Genomic DNA, 20371 nt, shown 5'->3' on the forward strand with positions numbered 1-20371 from the left:
CGACCTCTTCGAGGAGCTGCTGCCCCTCACCCCGCTCCAGCAGGGCTTCTTCTTCCACGCCCTGACCGCAGGCGCGGGCGGCGACTCCTACGTCGTCCAGCAGGTCCTCGATCTCACCGGACCGGTCGACGGCGCCGCCCTGCGCCGCGCCGCCCAGCACCTCCTGGACCGGCACGCGCCCCTGCGCGCCGCGTTCCGGCAGCGCTTCGACGGCTCGCCCGTGCAGATCATCGCCCGGGACGTCGCCCTGCCCTGGCGGGAGATCGACCTGTCCCACCAGGACGCCGACCTGCGCGAGACGCTCGGCGAGGCGGTGGCCGAGGACGAGCGCACCGCCGGCTTCGACCTGGCCGCGCCCCCGCTGCTGCGCTGCGCCCTGCTGCGGCTCGGCGGCCGGCGCAGCCGCCTCGTCCTGACGTTCCATCACATCGTCGCCGACGGCTGGTCGCTGCCCGTCCTGCACCGCGAGCTCATGGCGTTCTACTGCGACGACACGCCCGCTCTCGACGACGTCACCCCCTACCGCGCCTTCCTGCGCCGGCTCGCCGCGCAGGACCGCGAGGCCGCCCGCGACGCCTGGCGCACCGCCCTCGCCGGCCTGGACGAGCCGACCCGCCTCGTGACCGCCCCCGGCGCGCGCGGACCGCTGCGGCCCGCCCACGTCCGCCTGGAACTGCCCGAGCGCACCACCGCCCTTCTCACCGAACGCGCCCGCGGCCACGGCGTCACTCTCGGCACCGTCGTCCAGGCCGCCTGGGGCCTGCTGCTCGCCGGGCTCACCGGCCGCGACGACGTGGTGTTCGGCACGACCGTCTCCGGCCGCGACGGCGAGGTCGACGGCATCGCCTCGATGGTGGGCCTCTTCATCAACACCCTGCCCACGCGGGTGCGTCGGAGCCCCCGCGAGACCTTCGGCGACCTTCTCGTCCGACTGCAGGAGGAGCAGGCCCGCCTCCTGGACCACCAGCACCTCGGGCTGGCGGAGATCCAGCGACTGGCCGGCCACGCGGGCGAGGGCGAACTGTTCGACACCCTCGTGGTCTTCGAGAACTATCCGGCGGAAACCGGCCTGCGGGACGCCTCCGGGACCCTGCGGATCACCGCCGACGCCTTCAACGACGCCGTCCACTACCCGCTCGCGCTCGTCGTCAAGCCCGGCGGCCGACGCCTCGACCTGCGGCTGAAGCACCATGCGGACCGCCTCGACGCCGACCGCGTGCGCACCCTGGGCGACCGTTTCGCCCGCGTTCTGGAGACGATCGCCGAGGACCCCTCCCGGCCTGTCTCCTCCCTCGACCTCCTCACCGCCGACGAAGCCCTGCGCGCCCACGCCCGGGGCGAGGACCGGGACGTCCCGGCGACGACCCTCGCCGACGCGTTCGCGGCCCAGGTCCGCCGCACGCCCGACGCCACGGCCGTCGTCCTCGGCGGCGAACGGCTCACCTACGCGGCCCTCGACGCCCGCGCGGCGGACGTGGCGCGACGGCTTCGCGCACGCGGAGCGCGCCCCGGCACGTTCGTCGCCGTCGCCGTGCCCCGCTCCACGGAACTCGTGACAGCCCTGCTCGGCGTGCTCAGGTCGGGCGCGGCCTACCTCCCCCTCGACCTGGACTATCCCACCGACCGCGTGGCCCACATGCTCGCCGACTCCGGCGCGACGACGGTGATCACGCTGTCCGCCGTCGCCGACCGGCTGCCCGAGGCGAGCCGTGCCGGCCTGCTGCTCCTCGACGACCGGCACGACCCCGACGTCCCGCCCGACGACTCGCGGGACCCCTCGGGGAGCGACGCGCGGAGCGATGCGCAGAGCGGCCCGCACAACCGCCCGCAGGACGGCCCGCGAGGCGGTGACGGACCGCCGCCGGCCCACCCCGGCGCGCGTCCCGACGACCCCGCCTACCTCATCTACACCTCCGGCTCCACCGGCCGCCCCAAGGGCGTCGTCGTCACCCACCGGGCCGTCGTCAACCGGCTCGCCTGGATGCAGGGCGCCTACGGACTGACCGCCGACGACCGGGTGCTGCAGAAGACCCCGTCCAGCTTCGACGTCTCCGTCTGGGAGTTCTTCTGGCCGCTCCTCGAAGGCGCGGCCGTGGTGCTCGCCCGCCCCGACGGCCACCGCGACCCCGCCTACCTCGCCGCCCTCGTACGCGACGAGCGCGTGAGCACCATGCACTTCGTGCCCTCCATGCTGGAGGCCTTCCTGCAGTCGGACGAGGTCGCCGGCGACCCCGCCTGGGCCGCCTCGCTGCGCCGTGTGTTCAGCAGCGGTGAGGCCCTGCCGACTGCCGCCGCCGCCCGCTGGGAGGCCCTGACCGGCGTCCCGCTGCACAACCTGTACGGCCCGACCGAAGCCGCCGTCGACGTCACCCACCACCGCTGCGACGGCGCCGACGAAGGCCCCGTCGTGCCCCTCGGGCGACCGGTCTGGAACACCGGCCTGCGCGTCCTCGACGCCGACCTGCGCCCCGTGCCCGACGACGTGCCCGGCGAGCTGTATCTGACCGGCGTCCAGCTGGCCCGCGGCTACCACGCGCGCCCGGCGCTCACCGCCGAACGCTTCACGGCCGACCCCTACGGCCCGCCCGCCAGCCGCATGTACCGCACCGGCGACCTGGTCCGCCGTCGCGCCGACGGCGTCGTCGAGTACCTCGGCCGCACCGACCGGCAGGTCAAACTGCGCGGCAACCGCATCGAACCCGGCGAGATCGAGGCCGCGTTGACCGCCCTGCCCGGGGTGGCGCAGTCCGCCGTGACGGTACGGGACAACGCGCTCGTCGCCTACGTCGTACCGCACGACGCCGCCCGCGACACCGACGTCACCGCCCTGCGCGACGCGCTCGGCGGATCGCTGCCCCCGGCCCTCGTGCCGGGCGCCTGGGTGGTCCTCGACGCCCTGCCGCTCACCCCGAGCGGCAAGCTGGACCGGGCCGCCCTGCCGGCCCCGCACGCGGTCAGGGCCGCGGCCCGCGCCCCGCGCGACCCCCGCGAACAGCTCCTCACGGAGATCTTCGCCGCCGTCCTGAAGCTCCCCGACGTCTCGGCGGACGACGACTTCTTCCTGCTCGGCGGCGACAGCATCACCTCCATCGCCGTCGCCAGCCGCGCCCGCCGCGTGGGCCTGGCGATCGGCCCGCGCGAGGTGTTCGAGCACCGCACCCCGGCCGCGCTGGCGGCCGCCTCGACGATCGACGAGCTCACCGGGAGCGTCGCGGACGCCCCCGACCTCACCCTCACCGAGGAGGAGCGCGCGCACGTCGAGCGGCTCGCCCCCGGCCGCGTCGAGGACGTCTGGCCGCTCGCCCCGCTCCAGGAAGGCCTGTTCTTCCACTCCACCTACGACGACGGCGCCCTGGACGTCTACACCGTCCACGAGTCCTTCGACTTCGCCCGGCGCGTCGACGCGGACCGGCTGTCCGCGGCCGTGCGCACCCTGCTCGCCCGCAACCCCAGCCTGCGCGCCGGCTTCACCAGCGAAGGGCTGCGCCGGCCGGTGCAGTTCATCGTGCGCGACGCGGAGATCCCGCTGACCGAAGTGGACCTCGGCGCCCTGACCGCAGCCGAACAGGACGTGCGGTTGCGGGAGTTGATGGACGAGGAGCGCTCACGCCGCTTCGACCTGACGCGACCGCTGCTGTTCCGGCTGCTGCTCGTGCGGCTCGGCGCGGAGCGCGGCGACCGGCTGGTGATCGGCCGCCATCTGATCCTGTGGGACGGCTGGTCGGCCTGGCTCTTCCTGGACCAGCTGTTCGCCCTGTACGAGAGCGGGGGAGACCCGGCGGGGCTCGTCCGGCCCGGCTCCTACCGCGACTACCTGTCCTGGCTGGCACGCCAGCAGGACGCGGAGGCCACCAGCGCCTGGCGCACCGCGCTGACCGGCTTCGAGGAGCCCACGCTGCTGACGCCCGCCGTCGCGGACCGCGGCCCCGACCCCGTGATCCCGGAGCAGCTCGACACCGCGCTCGCCCCGGAGACCGGCGAGCGGCTGCGCGAGACCGCCCGCCGGCACGGCCTCACCCTCAACACGGTGCTCAACGCGGCCTGGGGGCTGACCCTGGCCACCGCGACGGGCCGCACCGACGTCGCGTTCGGCACCACCGTGGCCGGCCGGCCCAGCGAGGTGCCGGACGTCGAGAACGTCATCGGCATGTTCCTCAACACCGTGCCCGCCCGCATCTCCTTCGACCCGCGCGAGCCGGTCCTGGACCTGCTGCGACGGGTCCAGGACGAACGGCTCGCACTGCTGCCGTACGAGCACCTGGGCCTCGGCGTGCTCCAGGCCGAGACCGGGCACCGCCGTCTGTTCGACACGCTGTTCGTGCTGCGCAACGCCGACACCGACGAGCGGCTCGCCGCACTGCGCGAGCGGCACGGCGCGACCGCGGTCGCCAACGTGGACGCCACCCACTATCCGGCCAGCCTGGTCGTCACCCCCGGCGAGCGCATCCGCGTGACCCTCGCCCACCGGCCCGACCTGCTGGACGGCGAACAGGCGCGCGCCCTGCTGGACCGGTTCGTGCTCCTGACCGCCCGGCTGGTCGCCGACCCGACGGCGCTCGTCGGCACGCTGGACGCCGCCCTGCCCGCCGAAGCGGCCCGGCTGGCCCGCGAGGACGCCGACGGCCGGCCGGCCGTGCCGCACGAGACCGTCGCCGACATGCTGGCCGCGCAGGCCGCCCGCACCCCCGCCGAGACGGCCCTCGTCTCCGGGACCGCCACCCTCACCTACGCCGAACTCGACGCCCGCTGCAACCGCATGGCACGGCTGCTGATCGCCCGCGGCGCCGGACCCGAACAGGTCGTCGCGCTCGGCCTGCCGCGCTCCCTCGACACGGTCGTGGCCCTGTTCGCCGTGCTGCGCACCGGCGCCGCCTATCTGCCGCTGGAACTGGACCACCCCGCCGAGCGGCTCTCCTCGATGCTCGACGACGCCCGCCCGCTGCTGCTGCTCTCCCGCCGCGCGGTCGCGGCCGGCCTGACCGGGGACACCCCGCGGCTGCTCCTCGACGACCCGGACACCGCCGCCGAACTGGCCGCCCTGCCCGACGCCCCGGTCGAGCGGTTTTTCCGCCTCGACCACCCGGCCTACGTCATCTACACCTCCGGCTCCACCGGCCGCCCCAAGGGCGTCGTCACGCCGTACGCGGGCCTGACCAACATGCAGCTCAACCACCGCAAGGAGATCTTCGCCCCGGCCGTCGCCGCGGCCGGCGGCCGCCGGCTGCGCATCGCGCACACCGTGTCCTTCGCTTTCGACATGTCCTGGGAGGAGCTGCTCTGGCTCGTCGAGGGACACGAAGTGCACGTCTGCGACGAGGAGTTGAGGCGCGACGCCACCGCCCTCGTCGCGTATTGCGAGGAACACCGGGTGGACGTCGTCAACGTGACGCCGACCTACGCCCATCTCCTGCTCGAGGAAGGCCTGCTGGAGGGACACCGGCCGCCGCTCGTGCTGCTCGGCGGCGAGGCCGTCACCGAGACCGTGTGGAACACCCTGCGGGACACCGAGGGCACCTACGGCTACAACCTGTACGGGCCCACCGAGTACACCATCAACACCCTCGGCGGCGGCACTCACGACAGCGCCGCTCCGACCGTCGGCAAGCCCATCCGCGCCACCCGCGCCCGCATCCTCGACGGCTGGCTGCGGCCCGTCCCGGACGGTGTGGCGGGCGAGCTCTACATCGCCGGAGCCGGCCTCGCCCGCGGCTACCTCGACCGGCCCGGCCCGACCGCCGAGCGGTTCGTCGCCGACCCCTACGGCCTGCCCGGCGAGCGCATGTACCGCACCGGCGACCTGGTCCGGCGCGGTCCCGACGGCAACCTCGACTTCCTCGGCCGCACCGACGACCAGGTGAAGATCCGCGGCCACCGGGTGGAGCTGGGGGAGATAGAGACCGCCCTCGACCGGCACCCCGAGGTGTCCCGGGCCGCCGTGGTCGCCCGCGACGACGCCGCCGCCCCCGGGACCAAGCGCCTCCTCGCCTACGTCGTCCCCGCCGAACCCGACGCCGGAGCACGTGAGTCGGCCGAACAGGAGCAGATCGGCGAGTGGCGGGAGATCTACTCCGCCGAGTACGCCGAGATCGGCACGGCCCTGTTCACCGAGGACTTCGCGGGCTGGGACAGCTCCTACGACGGCGCCCCGATCCCGGTGGAGCACATGCGCGAGTGGCGTGAGGCCACCGTGGCCCGCATCCGCGAACTGCGGCCCCGGCGCGTGCTGGAGATCGGCGTAGGCTCCGGACTGCTGCTCTCCCGGCTCGCCCCGGAGGCCGAGGCGTACTGGGCGACCGACTTCGCCGCCCCCGTCATCCGCAAGCTCGCCGAAGGCGTCGCGAGCGACCCCGCGCTGGCCGCCAAGGTGGAACTCCGCTGCCAGGCCGCCGAGGTGACCGACGGGCTGCCCGCCGGATACTTCGACACGATCGTCGTCAACTCCGTCGTCCAGTACTTCCCGAGCCTGGACCACCTGCACCAGGTGATCCGCGGTGCGCTCGCCCTGCTCGCGCCCGGCGGCGGCCTGTTCCTCGGCGACATCCGTGACCTGCGCCAGGCCCGGGTGTTCCAGGCCGGCGTCCAGGCCGCCCGGGCCGGCGCGGACACCGACCCCGACACGCTGCGCCGGGCCGTGGACCGGGGCCTGGCGCTGGAGAAGGAACTCCTCGTCGACCCGGACTGGTTCACCGCCCTCGACGTCCGCGTCGACCTGCGCACCAAGGCCGGCCGTCACCACAACGAACTGACCCGCTACCGCTACGACGTGGTGCTCCACGACGGGGAGACCGCCGAACCCCTGGAAGACGTTTCGGCCGTCGACTGGACCGGCCGGAAGGCGCTGCTCGCCCGCCTCGACGGCACGACGCCGCTGCGGATGCGCCGCGTCCCCGACGCCCGCACCGCCGGAGACCTCGCCGGTCTGCGCGCCCTGGACACCGGCCGCCCCGCGGCGGTCGCCGCGACGGGCGTGGAACCCGAGGACCTGAGGGAGATCGCGGAGGCACACGGATACCGGCTGCTGACCACCTGGTCCGACGAACCCGGCCGCTACGACGCGGTGTTCGTCCCCGGCGCGGGGACCGGGCTCACCACGGGCCTGTACCGGCCGCGCGCCGACCGCGGCGACGCCCCGTTCGCCAACACCCCCGCCGCGGGACGCGGCCACAGCGCGCTCGTGCGGAGGCTGCGCGACGACCTCGGGCGCCGGCTGCCGGGCTACATGGTGCCCGCCGCGTTCGTGGTGCTGCCCGGGCTGCCGATGAACGACAACGGCAAGCTCGACGTGCGGGCCCTGCCCGACGCCGAACCCGCCGTCGCCCTGTCGGCGGGACGCGGCCCGCGCACCCCCGTCGAGGAGGTGCTGTGCCGGCTGTTCGCCGAGGTCCTGGGCCTGCCCCGGACCGGCGCCGAGGACGACTTCTTCGACCTCGGCGGCCACTCGCTGCTCGCGACCCGGCTGATCAGCCGCGCCCGCACCGAGCTCGGCGCCGAACTCGCCATCCGCGACCTCTTCGAGGCGCCGACCCCGGAGAAGCTGGCCCCGCGTGCCGGTGCGGCCCGGGGCCCCGCCCGCCCGGCCCTGGCCGCCCTCCCCGTACGTCCGGCGCTGATCCCCCTGTCGGCGGCCCAGCGCCGCCTGTGGCTGGTGGAGCGGATCACCGGCGGCGGGGCCGCGTACAACTTCCCCCTGGTGTTCCGCGTCCGGGGCGAGCTGGACACGGCCGCCCTGCGTGCCGCGCTCACCGACGTGACGCGCCGTCACGAGGCGTTGCGCACCCGGTTCGTCGAGCTGGACGGCGTGCCGTACCAGCAGATCGTGCCGGCCGACGAAGCGCGGCCGCAGTTCTCGATCGTCGATATCGACGGCGCTGATCACGCCGACGGCGCCGACGGCCTAGGCGAAGGCGGGCAGGCGGCCGCGCGGATCGCCGCGGCGCAGCGCCGGCCCTTCGACCTGAGCGCCGAGCTGCCCGTCCGCGCCGAGGTGTTGCGGCTGGCCCCCGACGACCACGTGGTGGCCCTCGTCCTGCATCACATCACCACCGACGAATGGTCCGACCGGCCCTTCCTCGCCGACCTCACCACCGCCTACGAAGCCCGCCGGGCCGGTCTCGCCCCGGCGTGGCGGCCGCTGCCGGTCCAGTACGCCGACTACACCCTCTGGCAGGACGCCCTGCTCGGCCAGGTCGGCGACGACCAGCGCGCGTACTGGACCCGGGCTCTGCGCGACCTCCCCGAGGAACTGCCCCTGCCCCTCGACCGGAACCGGCCCGAGGAGCCCACCGGGCGCGGCGGAAAGGTCGGCGTGGAACTGGAGGCCGGCACCGCGCAGGCGCTGCGCGCGCTGTCCGGCGCCACCCGGACCAGCATGTTCATGCTGTTCCAGGCCGCCACCGCGACCCTCCTGCACCGTCTGGGCGCCGGAGAGGACGTCCCGCTCGGCACGCCCGTCGCGGGTCGCTCCGACGACGCGCTGACCGACCTGGTCGGATTCTTCGTCAACACCCTCGTCATGCGCACCGACCTGTCGGGCCCCGACCTGACCTTCCGCCGGCTCCTGTCCCGTGTGCGGGAGTCGTCCCTGGAGGCGTTCGCCCACCAGGACCTGCCCTTCGACCACGTCGTCGAGGCGCTGAACCCACCCCGGGCGGCGGGCCGCAACCCGCTGTTCCAGGTCATGCTCGGCTACCACCACCGGCCCGGCGGCGACCCGGACGTGCTCGGGCTGCCGACCGAGTGGTGCGATCTGGACACCGGCACGGCCAAGTTCGACCTCCACTTCACCTTCGTCGACGAAGCGGGCTCCGGCCGGCTCTTCCTGCGCCTCGAGTACGCCCTCGACCGGTGCGACGCCCCGACCGCCGAGCGGCTCGCCGACCGCCTGGTGTGGTTGTTGGACCAGGTCGCGGGTGAACCGGACAGCCTCATAAGGGAGTTGGAGGTGCTGACGGAGGACGAGCGGGAGGCGGCCCGCACCCGATGGAACGCCACCGCGCACCCGGTGCCCGCGACGACCCTGCCGGAACTGTTCCGCGCGCAGGTCGCCCGAACCCCGGACGCCACGGCGCTGGTCCACGGGGAACGGAGCCTGACGTACGCGGAGCTCGACGCACGCGTCGAGCGGACGGCACGGGTGCTCGCGGGCCTGGGCGTGGGCCCGGAGCACACGGTGGCGGTGGCCCTGCCGCGTTCGGCGGACCTCGTCGTCGCCCTGCTGGCTGTGCACCGCGCGGGCGGAGCCTACCTGCCGCTGGACCCCGACCAGCCGGCGCACCGGCGGGCCCTCATGCTGGCGCAGGCCCGTCCCGTGTGCGTCGTCGAGGACGCGCTGCCCGAGGGACCGGCCGGCGAACTGCCCCTCTCCTACGAGCCGTTGAGTCCGGCGTATGTGATCTACACGTCCGGTTCGACGGGCCGCCCCAAGGGCGTCGCGGTCCCGCACGAGGCCATCGTCAACCGGCTGCTGTGGATGCAGGAGGCGTACGGTCTGACGGCCGAGGACCGGGTGCTGCAGAAGACGCCGACCGGGTTCGACGTGTCGGTGTGGGAGTTCTTCTGGCCGCTGATCACCGGAGCCGCGCTCGTCGTCGCCCGGCCGGAGGGCCACCGGGATCCGGCCTATCTCGCCGAGGCGATCCGCGAGCAGGGTGTGACGACGGCGCACTTCGTGCCGTCCATGCTGCAGGTGTTCCTCGAGGAGCCCGCCGCGGCGCGCTGCACGGGTCTGCGCCGGGTGCTGTGCAGCGGCGAGGCGCTGCCCGTGGCGCTGGCCGAGCGCTTCCACGCGGTGCTGGGCGCCGAGCTGCACAACCTGTACGGACCGACCGAGGCCGCGGTCGACGTCACCGCCGCCGAAGTGCCGCCGGGCGCCGAGCGCGTGACCATCGGGCGCCCGGTGTGGAACACCCGGGCCCATGTGCTGGACGCGGGGCTGCGGACGGCGCCGCCCGGCGTCGCCGGGGAGCTCTACCTGGCGGGCGTCCAGCTCGCCCGCGGCTACCTCGACCGCCCCGGCCTCACCGCGGAGCGCTTCGTCGCCGATCCCTCGGGCCCGCCCGGCGCCCGCATGTACCGCACCGGGGACCTCGCCCGCCGGCTGCCGGACGGCACGCTCGAGTTCCTCGGCCGCACCGACCACCAGGTGAAGATCCGCGGCATGCGCGTCGAACCCGGCGAGATCGAGGCGGTCGTCGCGGGGCACGACTCCGTCGGCCACGCCGTCGTCGTCCCGCACGACGGGCTGCTCGTGGCGTACGTCGTCCCGGCGGCCGGCGAGGTCGCGGACGGCGCCGTGCTGTCCCGGCACGCCGCCGCCGCACTGCCCGAGCACATGGTCCCCGCCGCCTTCGTCGTCCTGGCGGCGCTGCCCCTCACCTCGAACGGCAAGCTCGACCGGCGGGCCCTGCCCGCGCCCGACCTCACCGCGGGCAGCGGCGCGGGCGGCCGGGGCCGGGACGCCCGCGAGGAGATCCTGTGCGGCTTGTTCGCGGCCGCCCTGGGGGCCGACGCGGTGGGCGTCGACGACGACTTCTTCGCCCTCGGCGGTCATTCGCTGCTCGCCATGCGTCTGGTGGCCGGGATCCGGGAGGCGCTCGGGGCGGCGGTGTCGCTGCGCACGGTGTTCGACGCGCCGACGGTGGCCCGGCTCGCGGCCCGGCTGGCGGTGGGCGGCCCCGCGGACGCCGTGACCCGCCCGCCGCTCACCGTCAGGGCACGCCCCGAGCGGCTGCCGCTGTCGTCCTCGCAGCAGCGGCTGTGGGTCCTCCATCAGGTGGAGGGCCCGAGCGCCACCTACAACATCCCCTCCGCCCGCCGGCTGACCGGAGACCTGGAGGTCGAGGCGCTGCGGGCGGCCGTGCACGACGTCGTCGTCCGGCACGAGAGCCTGCGCACGGTCTTCCCCGACGACGAGGGCCGGGCCCGCCAGCTGGTGCTGGCCCCCGACGAGGTCCACGTCCCCTTCGAGGTGACCGGCGCCGACGACGACCTGCTGCCCGCGCTGCTGGCGGAGGCCGCCGCGTACGGCTTCCGTCTGGACCGGGAACTCCCGCTTCGCGTCCACCTGTTCCGCACCGGCGAGCAGGACTGGACCCTGCTGCTGCTCCTGCACCACATCGCCGGGGACGAGTGGTCCGAGGCCCCGCTGAACCGGGACCTCGCGCTCGCCTACCGCGCACGCGCTCGCGGGCTCGCCCCCGAATGGGAGCCGCTGCCCGTCCAGTACGCCGACTACACGCTCTGGCAGCGGGACGTCCTCGGCGACGAGAAGGAGCCCGACAGCCTGGCGTCCCGTCAGATCGCCTACTGGCAGCAGCGGTTGGCGGGCCTTCCCGAGGAGCTGGCGCTGCCCGTCGACCGGGCCCGCCCGCTGGAGTCCAGCTACCGGGGCGGCCGCGCCGACCTCACGCTCGACGCACCGCTCACCGCCGCCCTGCACCGGGTGGCGCGGGAGAACGGCGTCAGCGTCTTCATGGTGCTCCAGGCCGCGGTGGCCGCACTCCTCACCCGGCTCGGCGCGGGGGAGGACATCCCGATCGGCAGCCCCATCTCCGGCCGCACCGACGCCGGTCTGGACGACCTGGTCGGGTTCTTCCTCAACACGCTGGTGCTGCGCACGGACACCTCCGGCGACCCCACGTTCCGCGAGCTGCTGGCCCGGGTCCGGGAGTGCGACCTGGGCGCCTTCGACCACCAGGACGTGCCCTTCGAGCGCCTGGTGGAGGTGCTCAACCCGGCCCGCTCGCTCGCCCGGCACCCGCTGTTCCAGGTGATGGTCGTCCACCTGAGGGACGGCGGGCAGGACACGGGCCTGCCCGGCCTCGACGCCCGCCGCGACGACGTCAGACAGACCACCGCGAAGTTCGACCTGTCCTTCGACTTCGTGGAACGCGGCGACGGCAGCGGGACGGACGGCGTCCTGGAGTACAGCGCCGACCTGTTCGACCACGCCACCGCGCGGTCCTTCGCCGACCGGCTGCGCCGCCTCCTGCACGCCGTGACCGCCGACCCGGACGTGACGCTCGGCCGCGTCGACGTCCTCGACCCGGACGAACGGGCCCGGCTCGTCGGCGGCTGGCACAGCAGGCCCCTCGCGGGCGAACCGACCACCGTGCCCGCTCTGTTCGAGGAGCAGGCGCGACGGCACGGCGACCGGCCGGCCGCCGCGTCCGACGGCGTCGAGCTGACCTTCGCCGAGCTGGAAGCGGCCGCCAACCGCATGGCCCGTCTCCTCGTCGAGCGGGGCGCCGCGCCCGAGCGGTTCGTGGCGCTCGCCCTGCCGCGCACCGCCCAGTTCCTCACCGCCGTCCTCGCGGTGCACAAGGCGGGAGCCGGCTATCTGCCGCTCGACCCGGACGCGCCCGTCGAGCGCACCCGCGCCGTCCTCGCCGACGCCGCACCCGTCCTCACCCTGACCACCCGCGACCTCGCCGCCGCCCTGCCGCCCGGCGCCGCGTCGCTGCTTCTGGACGATCCGGCGACCGTGGCGCAGCTCGCGGCCCAGGACCCGGCGGCCCTCACCGACGCCGACCGCCGCGCCCCGCTGACGCCCCGGCACCCGGCGTACGTCATCTACACCTCGGGGTCCACCGGCCGGCCCAAGGGCGTCGTCGTCACCCACGAGACGCTCGGCAACCTGTTCCGCAGCCATCGCGAGACGCTGCACGCCCCGGCGGTCGAGGCGGCCGGACGCCGGCACCTGCGCGTCGGGCACGCCTGGTCCTTCTTCTTCGACGCCTCCTGGCAGCCCCAGCTGTGGCTGCTGGACGGGCACTGCGTGCACGTGCTCTCCGAGGAGACGCGGCGCGACCCCGAGCTGGTGACCCGGGCTGTGGTGCGGCACGGGCTCGACTTCCTCGAAGTCACCCCGTCGTTCTTCGCGCAGATGGCCGACAGCGGACTGCTGAGCGGGGGCGCAGGCGAGAGCGGGAGCGAGGGCGCGCGGGACGGGGGCGGGGGCGCGAGGCGCCCGCTCGCCGTGGTCGGCGTGGGCGGCGAGGCCGTCCCGGCGGCGCTCTGGCAGCGCCTCGCCGCCCTGCGCGGCACCGAGGCGTTCAACCTGTACGGGCCGACCGAGTCGACCGTGGACGCCCTCGTGGCCCGCGTCCGCGACAGCGAACGCCCGCTCGTGGGAAGGCCGGTGGCCGGCACCAGGGCGTACGTCCTCGACGCCCGTCTGCAGCCGGTCCCGCCCGGCGTGCCCGGCGAGCTCTACCTCGCGGGCGGCGGCCTGGCCCGCGGCTACCTGGGCGCCCCCGCGCTCACCGCGGAGCGGTTCGTGGCCGACCCCTTCGGACCGCCCGGCGGCCGCCTGTACCGCACCGGCGACCTGGCCCGCTGGACCGCCGACGGACGGCTCGACTACCTGGGCCGCGCGGACGATCAGGTCAAGATCCGCGGCTTCCGCATCGAACCCGCCGAGATCGAGGCCGCGCTCGGCGACCATTCCGCCGTCGCACAGAGCCTGGTGACGGTGCATCAGAGCGGGGCGCGCAAGCGTCTCGTCGCGTACGTCGTCCCGGCGCCGGGAGGCGGGCCCGACCCCGCCCTGCTGCGCGCCCATGTCGCCGGGCGGCTCCCGGACCACATGGTCCCGGCGGCCGTCGTCGTCCTGGAACGGTTCCCGCAGCTGGCCAACGGCAAGCTGGACCGGGCCGCGCTGCCCGCCCCCGACTTCTCCGCCCCCTCCCGCGGCCGGGAGCCCGCCGGCCCCGTGGAAGAAGTGCTCTGCGCGGTCTTCGCCGAGGTGCTGGGGCTCGAACGGGTCGGCGTGGACGACGACTTCTTCGGCCTCGGCGGGGACAGCATCGTCGCCATGCAGCTCGTGGGCCGGCTCCGGACGGCGGGACTGCGCGTCACCCCGCGGCAGGTGTTCCGCCACCGGACGGTCGCCGCGCTGGGCACGGTCGCCGAGACGGCCGGCTCCTGCGCCGCGCGACCGGCGGACGACGGCGCCGGCACGGTCCCGCTCACACCGGTGATGCACTGGCTGCGCGAACTGGGCGGCCCGTTCGCCTCGTACCACCAGTCGGCGCTGGTCCGCACTCCGGCGGATCTGGGCCCGGCCGGCCTGACCGGGGTGCTCCAGGCGCTCGCCGACCGTCACGACCTGCTGCGCGCCACGCTCGTACGGCCCAGCCGCGCGGACACCGCGGACTGGTCGCTGCACGTGCCGCCGGCCGGGACGGTCGACGCCGCCGCGTGGCTCGAGCACGTCGACGTCCGGGGCCTGGACGCCGCGGCGCTGGGCGAGGCCGTCCGCGAGCACGCGCGGGCGGCCCGGGCGCTGCTCGACCCGGACGCGGGCCGGATGGTGCGGGCGGTGTGGTTCGACGCGGGCGACGCGCCGGGCCGACTGCTGCTGACGGCCCACCACCTCGTCGTGGACGGCGTGTCCTGGCGGGTGCTGCTGCCCGACCTCGCGGCGGCGTGGCAGGACGTGCGGGCGGGTCGGCCGGCCCGTCTCGCCCCCGTGCAGACCTCGTTCGCCCGCTGGTCCCGGATGCTCGGCGAGCTGGCCCGGACGCCGGAGCGGGAGGCCGAGCTGCCGGTGTGGACGGACGTCCTGGACGGCGGCGGCGAGCCGTTCCCGCTCCTGCGGGAGCCGGACCCGGAGCGCGACACGGCCGCGACCCGGCGCGAGGTCGTCCTGCGGCTGCCCGCCGACCGCACCGGACCGCTGCTGTCCGCCGTGCCCGCCGCGTTCGGCGCGGCCGTCAACGACGTCCTGCTGGCGGCCCTCGCGCTGGCCTTCGCGGACGTTCGGCGGCGCACCGGCGGCACGCGGACCTCGATCCTGGTCGACCTCGAAGGGCACGGCCGGGAGGAGGAGTTCGCCGGCGACGACGTCGACCTGTCCCGCACGGTCGGCTGGTTCACCAGCGTCTTCCCGGTCCGCCTGGACGTGGGGCCCGTCGACCCCGCCGAGGCGTTCGCGGGGGGCCCGGCCGCCGAGGAGGCCGTCCGCCGGGTGCGCGCCCATCTCGCGTCGCTGCCCGCGAACGGCGTCGGCTACGGCCTGCTGCGGCACCTCAACCCGCGCACCCGCGAGGTTCTGGCCGGCCGGGAGCAGGCCCGCGTGGAGTTCAACTACCTGGGCCGGTTCGGGATCCCCGAGGAGACCGACTGGTCGTACGCGCCCGAGGAGGACGCGGCCGACATCGGCCCGGAGGCGTCGATGCGCGAGGGCCACGCCCTCGGCGTCGACGTGGTGACCGAGGACCGGGCGGACGGGCCGGTGCTGGCCGCCCACTGGTCCTACCTGGAGGGACTGCTGCCGCGCGAGACCGTCGAGGATCTCGCCGCCACGTGGTTCCGGGCACTGGAGGGCCTCGTCGCGTGCGCGAAGAGGAGGCAAGGAGAGGAATGAGATGAGCAATCCGTTCGAGGACCCCGAGGGCGTCTACCTGGTGCTCGTCAACGACGAGAACCAGCACAGCCTGTGGCCGGACTTCGTGGACGTGCCGGCCGGCTGGCGGTCCGTCCACGGGCCCGCCTCCCGGCAGTCCTGCCTGGACCACGTCGACGCCCACTGGACCGACATGCGCCCGCGCAGTCTGGCCGAGTCGATGGACGGCTGACCCCAGAGGGGGCATGACAAAGGGGGCCGACGCCGTCGGCCCCCTCCGTCATGCCCCGCCGCGTCCGGGTCAGGAAGCGGGCTGCTCCACCTTCGTGGCCGGCTTGCCGTCCACGGCCGCCGCCAGCTGCGGAACCATCCGCTCGATCTCGTACGGCAGGCTCAAGGCGGTGCCGAAGGACACCGCGTTGCCGTAGTCGCTGCTCTCGTCGACGAAGACCTCGCGCCCCTCGGAGACCGCCTTCAGGTTCCTGTAGGCGGGGTCCTTGTGCAGCTTGGCGGCGTCCGCGGCGACATCGCCGACGATCCACACGACGACGTTCTGGTCGAGGAGATCGGTGCGCTCCTTGCTGATGTTCGCGCCGAACCGGTCGCCGATCGCCTTGTCGAGGTCGGCGGGCAGGGTGAAGCCGAGGTCGGAGAGCAGCCGTGAGCGGGGGTCCTGGCTGCCGTACACGAAGACGCCCTCGTAGGGGGTCGCCATCACGGCGCTCTTCCCCTTGAACTCGGGGTGCGCGGCCACCGCCGCGGCGATCTTCGCCTCGGTCTCCTTGACGACCGCGGCCGCCTGCGCCGACTTCCCGAGAGCCTTGCCGATCGTCTCCGTCTGCTCCTGCCACGGCACGCCGTAGTCGTTGTACTCCTTGGGCTGGGCGACCACCGGCGCGAACTTCGACAGCGACGCGTACTGCTCCTTGGTGATGCCGCCGTACACGCTGAGGATCAGGTCCGGCCTGAGCGCGGCGATCTTCTCCACCTGCGGGCCGGTGCCGGTGTCCTTCAGCACGGTCGGGGCCGCCGCGCCGGCCAGTCTGTCGGCGGCCCACGGGCCGACGGCCCCCCGGTAGCCGCCGATCCACTCGGTCGTCCCGACCGGCACCTCACCGAGGGCGAGCACGGAGTCCTGGTCGGTGAGTCCGACGGTGACGATCCGCTTCGGCGCCGACGTGATCGTCGTGCTGCCGTACTTGTGGGCGATGGTGACGGGGAACGCGGAACTCCCGGAGGAGGACGCCTGCGAACCGGCGTTCGACGAGCCGGAGTCCGACTCGCCGCCGCAGGCGGTCGCGGTGGCGAAGAAGACGAGTGCGCAGGCCAGGGCGGCGGCCGTTCTGGTCGCTCGGCGGAAGCGGGGCATCGGCGGTCCTTCGTTCGATTGCTTGGTGGAGCGGGTCGGTGGGTGTGGGGGAGCGGCGTGGTCGCGGGCGCGGCGCACGTCGTGGGGGTGGGCGGCGGCGCCCCGGTCAGGAGCCGGGGGCGCGGGTGTCGGACCAGGCCGCCCACAGGGCCGCGTACGGGCCGCGCGCGGCGCGCAGTTCGTCGTGCGTGCCCGTCTCGACGACGCGTCCGCGGTCCAGGACGACGACGCGGTCGGCGGTCGCCGCCTGGCTGAGGCGATGGGCGACGATCAGCGCGGTCCGGCCGTCCACGGCGCGGGCGACGGCCTTCTCCAGCTCCCGGGCGCCGGCGCTGCCCGCCTCGGCGGTGGCCTCGTCCAGGATCACCAGCGGCGGGTCGGCGAGCATCAGCCGGGCCAGCGCCAGTGACTGGGTCTGGGCTCCGCTGAGCCGGCGCCCTCCGTCGCCGACCACGGTGTGCAGGCCGTCGGGGAGCGCCTCGGCCCAGTCGAGGGCGTCGACGTGGGCGAGCGCGGCCCGCAGTTCGGCGTCGGTGGCGTCGGGCCGGGCGAGGCGCAGGTCGTCCGCGAGGGAGCCGGCGAAGACATGGGTCTCCTGGGTGAGCAGGGCGATCGTGCTGCCCGTGCCGGCCGGGCCCAGCTCGGCGGGCGGCGCTCCGCCGACCAGCACGGCGCCCTCGGTGGGCTGCTGGACGCCCGCGACGAGCCGGGCCAGCGTGGTCTTGCCGGCCCCGCTGGCCCCGACGAGCGCCACCCGCTCGCCCGGCCGGATCGTCAGATCCACGCCGCTCAGCACCGGATGCCCGGGCCGGTAGGCGTGGCCGACCCCGCGCACGGTGACGTCCACGTCGCCGACGGACGCGGGGCGCCGTGCGGCCGGGGGCCGCGGCAGGTCGGTGACGCCTACCAGCCGGGCCAGCCCGGCCGTCGCCGACTGGGCGTCGTCGAGGAGGACGAGGGCCGCGTTGACGGGGCCGAAGAGACTGTGGAAGTACAGGGCCGCCGCGGTCGCCGTGCCGATGGACGCCGACCCCCGGTCGACCAGCCAGCAGCCGGTGACGAGGACCGCCGCGAGGCCGATGTACTCGGCGACGTGCAGGCGGCTGTAGAAGCCGAGCACGAGCCGGACCCCGCGCATCGTCAACGCCACCAGCGCCGCGGACCGTTCGGCGACCCGCTCGGTGTGAGCGTGCTCCAGCCGGAACGCCCGCACGGTGGAGCCGCCCCCGACCGTGTCGAGGAGCTGCTGCTGCTGGGCGCTGCCGGCCACGCGCTGCTCGGCGTACAGCGGGACGGCTCGGGTCACGTACCAGCGTGCGGTGGCCGCCTGTACGGGCGTCGCCAGCAGCGCGGCCAGCAGGAACCGCCAGTCCAGCAGGGCCAGCGCGCCCAGGGTGAGGACGATGGTGAGCAGCGACCGGGCCAGTTCGGGCAGGGCGCTGCGCACGGCGTCGGCGATGAGCGACACGTCGGCGGTGACGCGGGCGGTGAGGTCGCCGGCGCCGGCCTTCTCGACCTGGTCGAGGGGGAGACCGAGGGCCCGTTCGACGAACTGCTCGCGCAGCCGGGCCAGCGTCGTCTCGCCGAGCCGGGAGATCAGCGACAGGCCCAGCCCGGTGAAGACGCCCTGCACGACGGCGACGGCGGCGAGCAGCGCTGCGGTGACCGTGACGGCGTTCGCGGAACCGCCGTCGGCGGCGAGGTCGACGATCCGGCCCAGGAGGGGCTGCACGAGCAGTCCGACGCCGGTCGCGGCCACCATCACGGCGAGCGCGCCCAGGGCCGCCCGTCGCTGCGGCCGCACGAGTGCCGCGACGGCCGCGCGCGTGCGGGCGGGCGAGGCGACGGGCAGGAGCGCGGGCGCGTCCGCCGCCTTCGCGGTCCCGTCGGGCGCAGGAGAACCGGTCATGACAGGACCGCCGTCCGGTAGGGGGCGCAGGCGCGTGCGAGCTGTTCGTGGCCGCCGCTCGCGGTGAGCCGCCCGCCGTCGAGGAGGACGACCCGGTCGGTGACGGCGAGCAGGGCGGCGCTGTTGGTGACCAGCACGGTGGTGCGGCCCGCGCGGATCTCCCTGATCCCGGCCGCGATGCGGACCTCCGTGACGGCGTCGACGGCCGTCGTCGGCTCGTGCAGGACGAGGACCGGCGCGTCGGCGGCGAGCGCCCTGGCCAGGGCGACGCGCTGACGCTGGCCGCCGGACAGCGAGCGACCCCGTGCCGTGACGGGCGTGGCGGAGCCGTCGGGCAGGGTGCGCACGATGTCGTCGGCGGCGGAGGCGGTCAGGACGGCGGCCACGGGGGCGTCGGGCGGCGCGGCGGCGGTGACGTTCTCCAGCAGCGTGCCCTCGAACAGGTCGGCGTCGTGCTCGGCGACGAGGAGCGCTGCCCGCAGCTGCGTGAGGTCCATCGCGGTGAGGTCCGTGCCGTCCAGTTCGACGCTCCCGGCCTCCGGGTCGCAGCGGCGCCCGAGGCAGCGCAGCAGCGCCGCGGCGTCGGCGGGGTCGGTGCTGACGACGCCGACCGTCTCGCCGGCGGCCACGTCGAGGTGCAGGTCGCGCAGCGGGCCGTGGACCAGACCGCGCAGCCGCAGCGGCAGCCCTGGTCCGCCGCCCTCGCGCGGCACGGGGGTCCGGCCGGACGCCGGAGCGGGTGACACGGCCCGCCGCGCGTCGAGCACGTCGGCTATCCGGCGGGCGGAGGCACGGCCCTGGGCCAACTCGGCGTACACCCAGGAGAATTCGGACAGGGGGCCGATGAGGAACAGGGCGAGGGCGACGGACGAGACGAGTTCGCCGACGCCGATGTCCCCGCGTGCCGCGAGCTGCCCCCCGACCAGTGCGACCAGGGCGAGGAACACGCCCGTCAGGGCGGTCACCACCGCGTTCTGCCAGGCCTCGGCGCGGGCGGCGCGCAGGGTGGCGGTCAGGGACTCCTGGCTGGTGCGCCGGTAGCGGGAGACGGCCGTGTGCTCGGCGCCGATGCCCTTGAGGATCCGCAGCCCCGCCACGAGGTCCGCCGCGACGCCCGAGGATCGCGCCGCCTGTTCGCGCTCGGTCTCGCTGCGCCGCTCGAGCGGCCTGCTCAGCAGATGGGCGAGCCACAGGAGCAGCGGGGCGCCGGTCAGGACGAGCAGTCCGAGGGGGAGGGACACGCCGAGCAGGACCACGGCGCCGACGACCAGACCGGTCGCGGACGCGATGGCGACGATCAGCGCCATCATGACGGCGCCCACCCGTTTGGCGTCCTCCGTCGCGACGGTGGCCAGCTCGCCAGGAAGCCGGCCTTCCTCCGCGCCTCCCTCGGGGGCGAGGACGCGGGCCACGAGCTCTGCCCTGAGCCGGTGAGCGGTGGTCAGGGAGGCGCGTTCACCGGCCCGTGCGCTGCCGCGGAAGCTGAACGAGAGGCCGACGTAGACCGCGGCCAGGATGACCAGCCACAGCAGGAGGCCGGGCACGTCCCCGTCCACGACGCCCTCGTCGACCGCCAGTCCGATGAGCACCGGCACGAGGGCTTCGCCCGTCTGGTGGCCCATGCCGAGGACGGCGCCCACGGCGACGTCACGGCGCTGTTCGCGCACGGCCAGGCGCAGGACTCTCCGGCCGGGCGGATCCGCCTTCCTCACGTGTTCCTCCGGACCGATGGCGCACGGCACTTGAC

Annotated in this window: 5 protein-coding genes; 2 read left to right on the plus strand and 3 right to left on the minus strand. The window is 75.2% G+C overall.

Annotated elements, in window-relative coordinates; genetic code table 11:
• Both ABT300_RS24465 and ABT300_RS24470 read left to right on the plus strand, forming a co-directional pair.
• Window positions 1-15367: non-ribosomal peptide synthetase (locus tag ABT300_RS24465; RefSeq protein WP_351679392.1), on the plus strand; the 15367-nt coding region annotated here is incomplete at its 5' end.
• 1 nt (window position 15368) lies between these two features.
• A complete protein-coding gene (locus ABT300_RS24470; RefSeq protein WP_351679394.1) occupies window positions 15369-15578 on the plus strand; it encodes an MbtH family protein in 210 nt (69 codons plus the stop codon).
• Between the two features lie 69 nt (window positions 15579-15647).
• On the opposite strand, the gene ABT300_RS24475 is transcribed toward ABT300_RS24470, so the two are convergent.
• The 3 genes from ABT300_RS24475 to ABT300_RS24485 all read right to left on the minus strand — a co-directional run bounded on the left by ABT300_RS24475 (window position 15648) and on the right by ABT300_RS24485 (window position 20336).
• Window positions 15648-16715, minus strand: coding sequence for an iron-siderophore ABC transporter substrate-binding protein (locus ABT300_RS24475; protein WP_351679396.1), 1068 nt, complete (start codon window positions 16713-16715; stop codon window positions 15648-15650).
• A 106-nt stretch (window positions 16716-16821) separates the two neighbouring features.
• The gene (locus ABT300_RS24480) at window positions 16822-18624 is read right to left on the minus strand and encodes an ABC transporter ATP-binding protein (RefSeq protein WP_351679398.1); all 1803 of its coding nucleotides are present in this window, start codon (window positions 18622-18624) and stop codon (window positions 16822-16824) included.
• The gene (locus ABT300_RS24485) at window positions 18621-20336 is read right to left on the minus strand and encodes an ABC transporter ATP-binding protein (protein ID WP_351679401.1); all 1716 of its coding nucleotides are present in this window, start codon (window positions 20334-20336) and stop codon (window positions 18621-18623) included. Before ABT300_RS24485 ends, ABT300_RS24480 begins: the two co-directional genes overlap by 4 nt.
• Window positions 20337-20371 lie beyond the last annotated feature (35 nt).

This window comes from Streptomyces sp. NPDC001027, from assembly GCF_040299045.1.
GTDB lineage: Bacteria > Actinomycetota > Actinomycetes > Streptomycetales > Streptomycetaceae > Streptomyces.

What these genes read in the sequence shown, in the direction of transcription:
- ABT300_RS24470 (WP_351679394.1), top strand. Translation starts at nt 15,369, where the DNA reads ATGAGCAATCCGTTCGAGGACCCCGAGGGCGTCTACCTGGTGCTCGTC.
- ABT300_RS24475 (WP_351679396.1), bottom strand. Translation starts at nt 16,715, where the DNA reads ATGCCCCGCTTCCGCCGAGCGACCAGAACGGCCGCCGCCCTGGCCTGC.
- ABT300_RS24480 (WP_351679398.1), bottom strand. Translation starts at nt 18,624, where the DNA reads ATGACCGGTTCTCCTGCGCCCGACGGGACCGCGAAGGCGGCGGACGCG.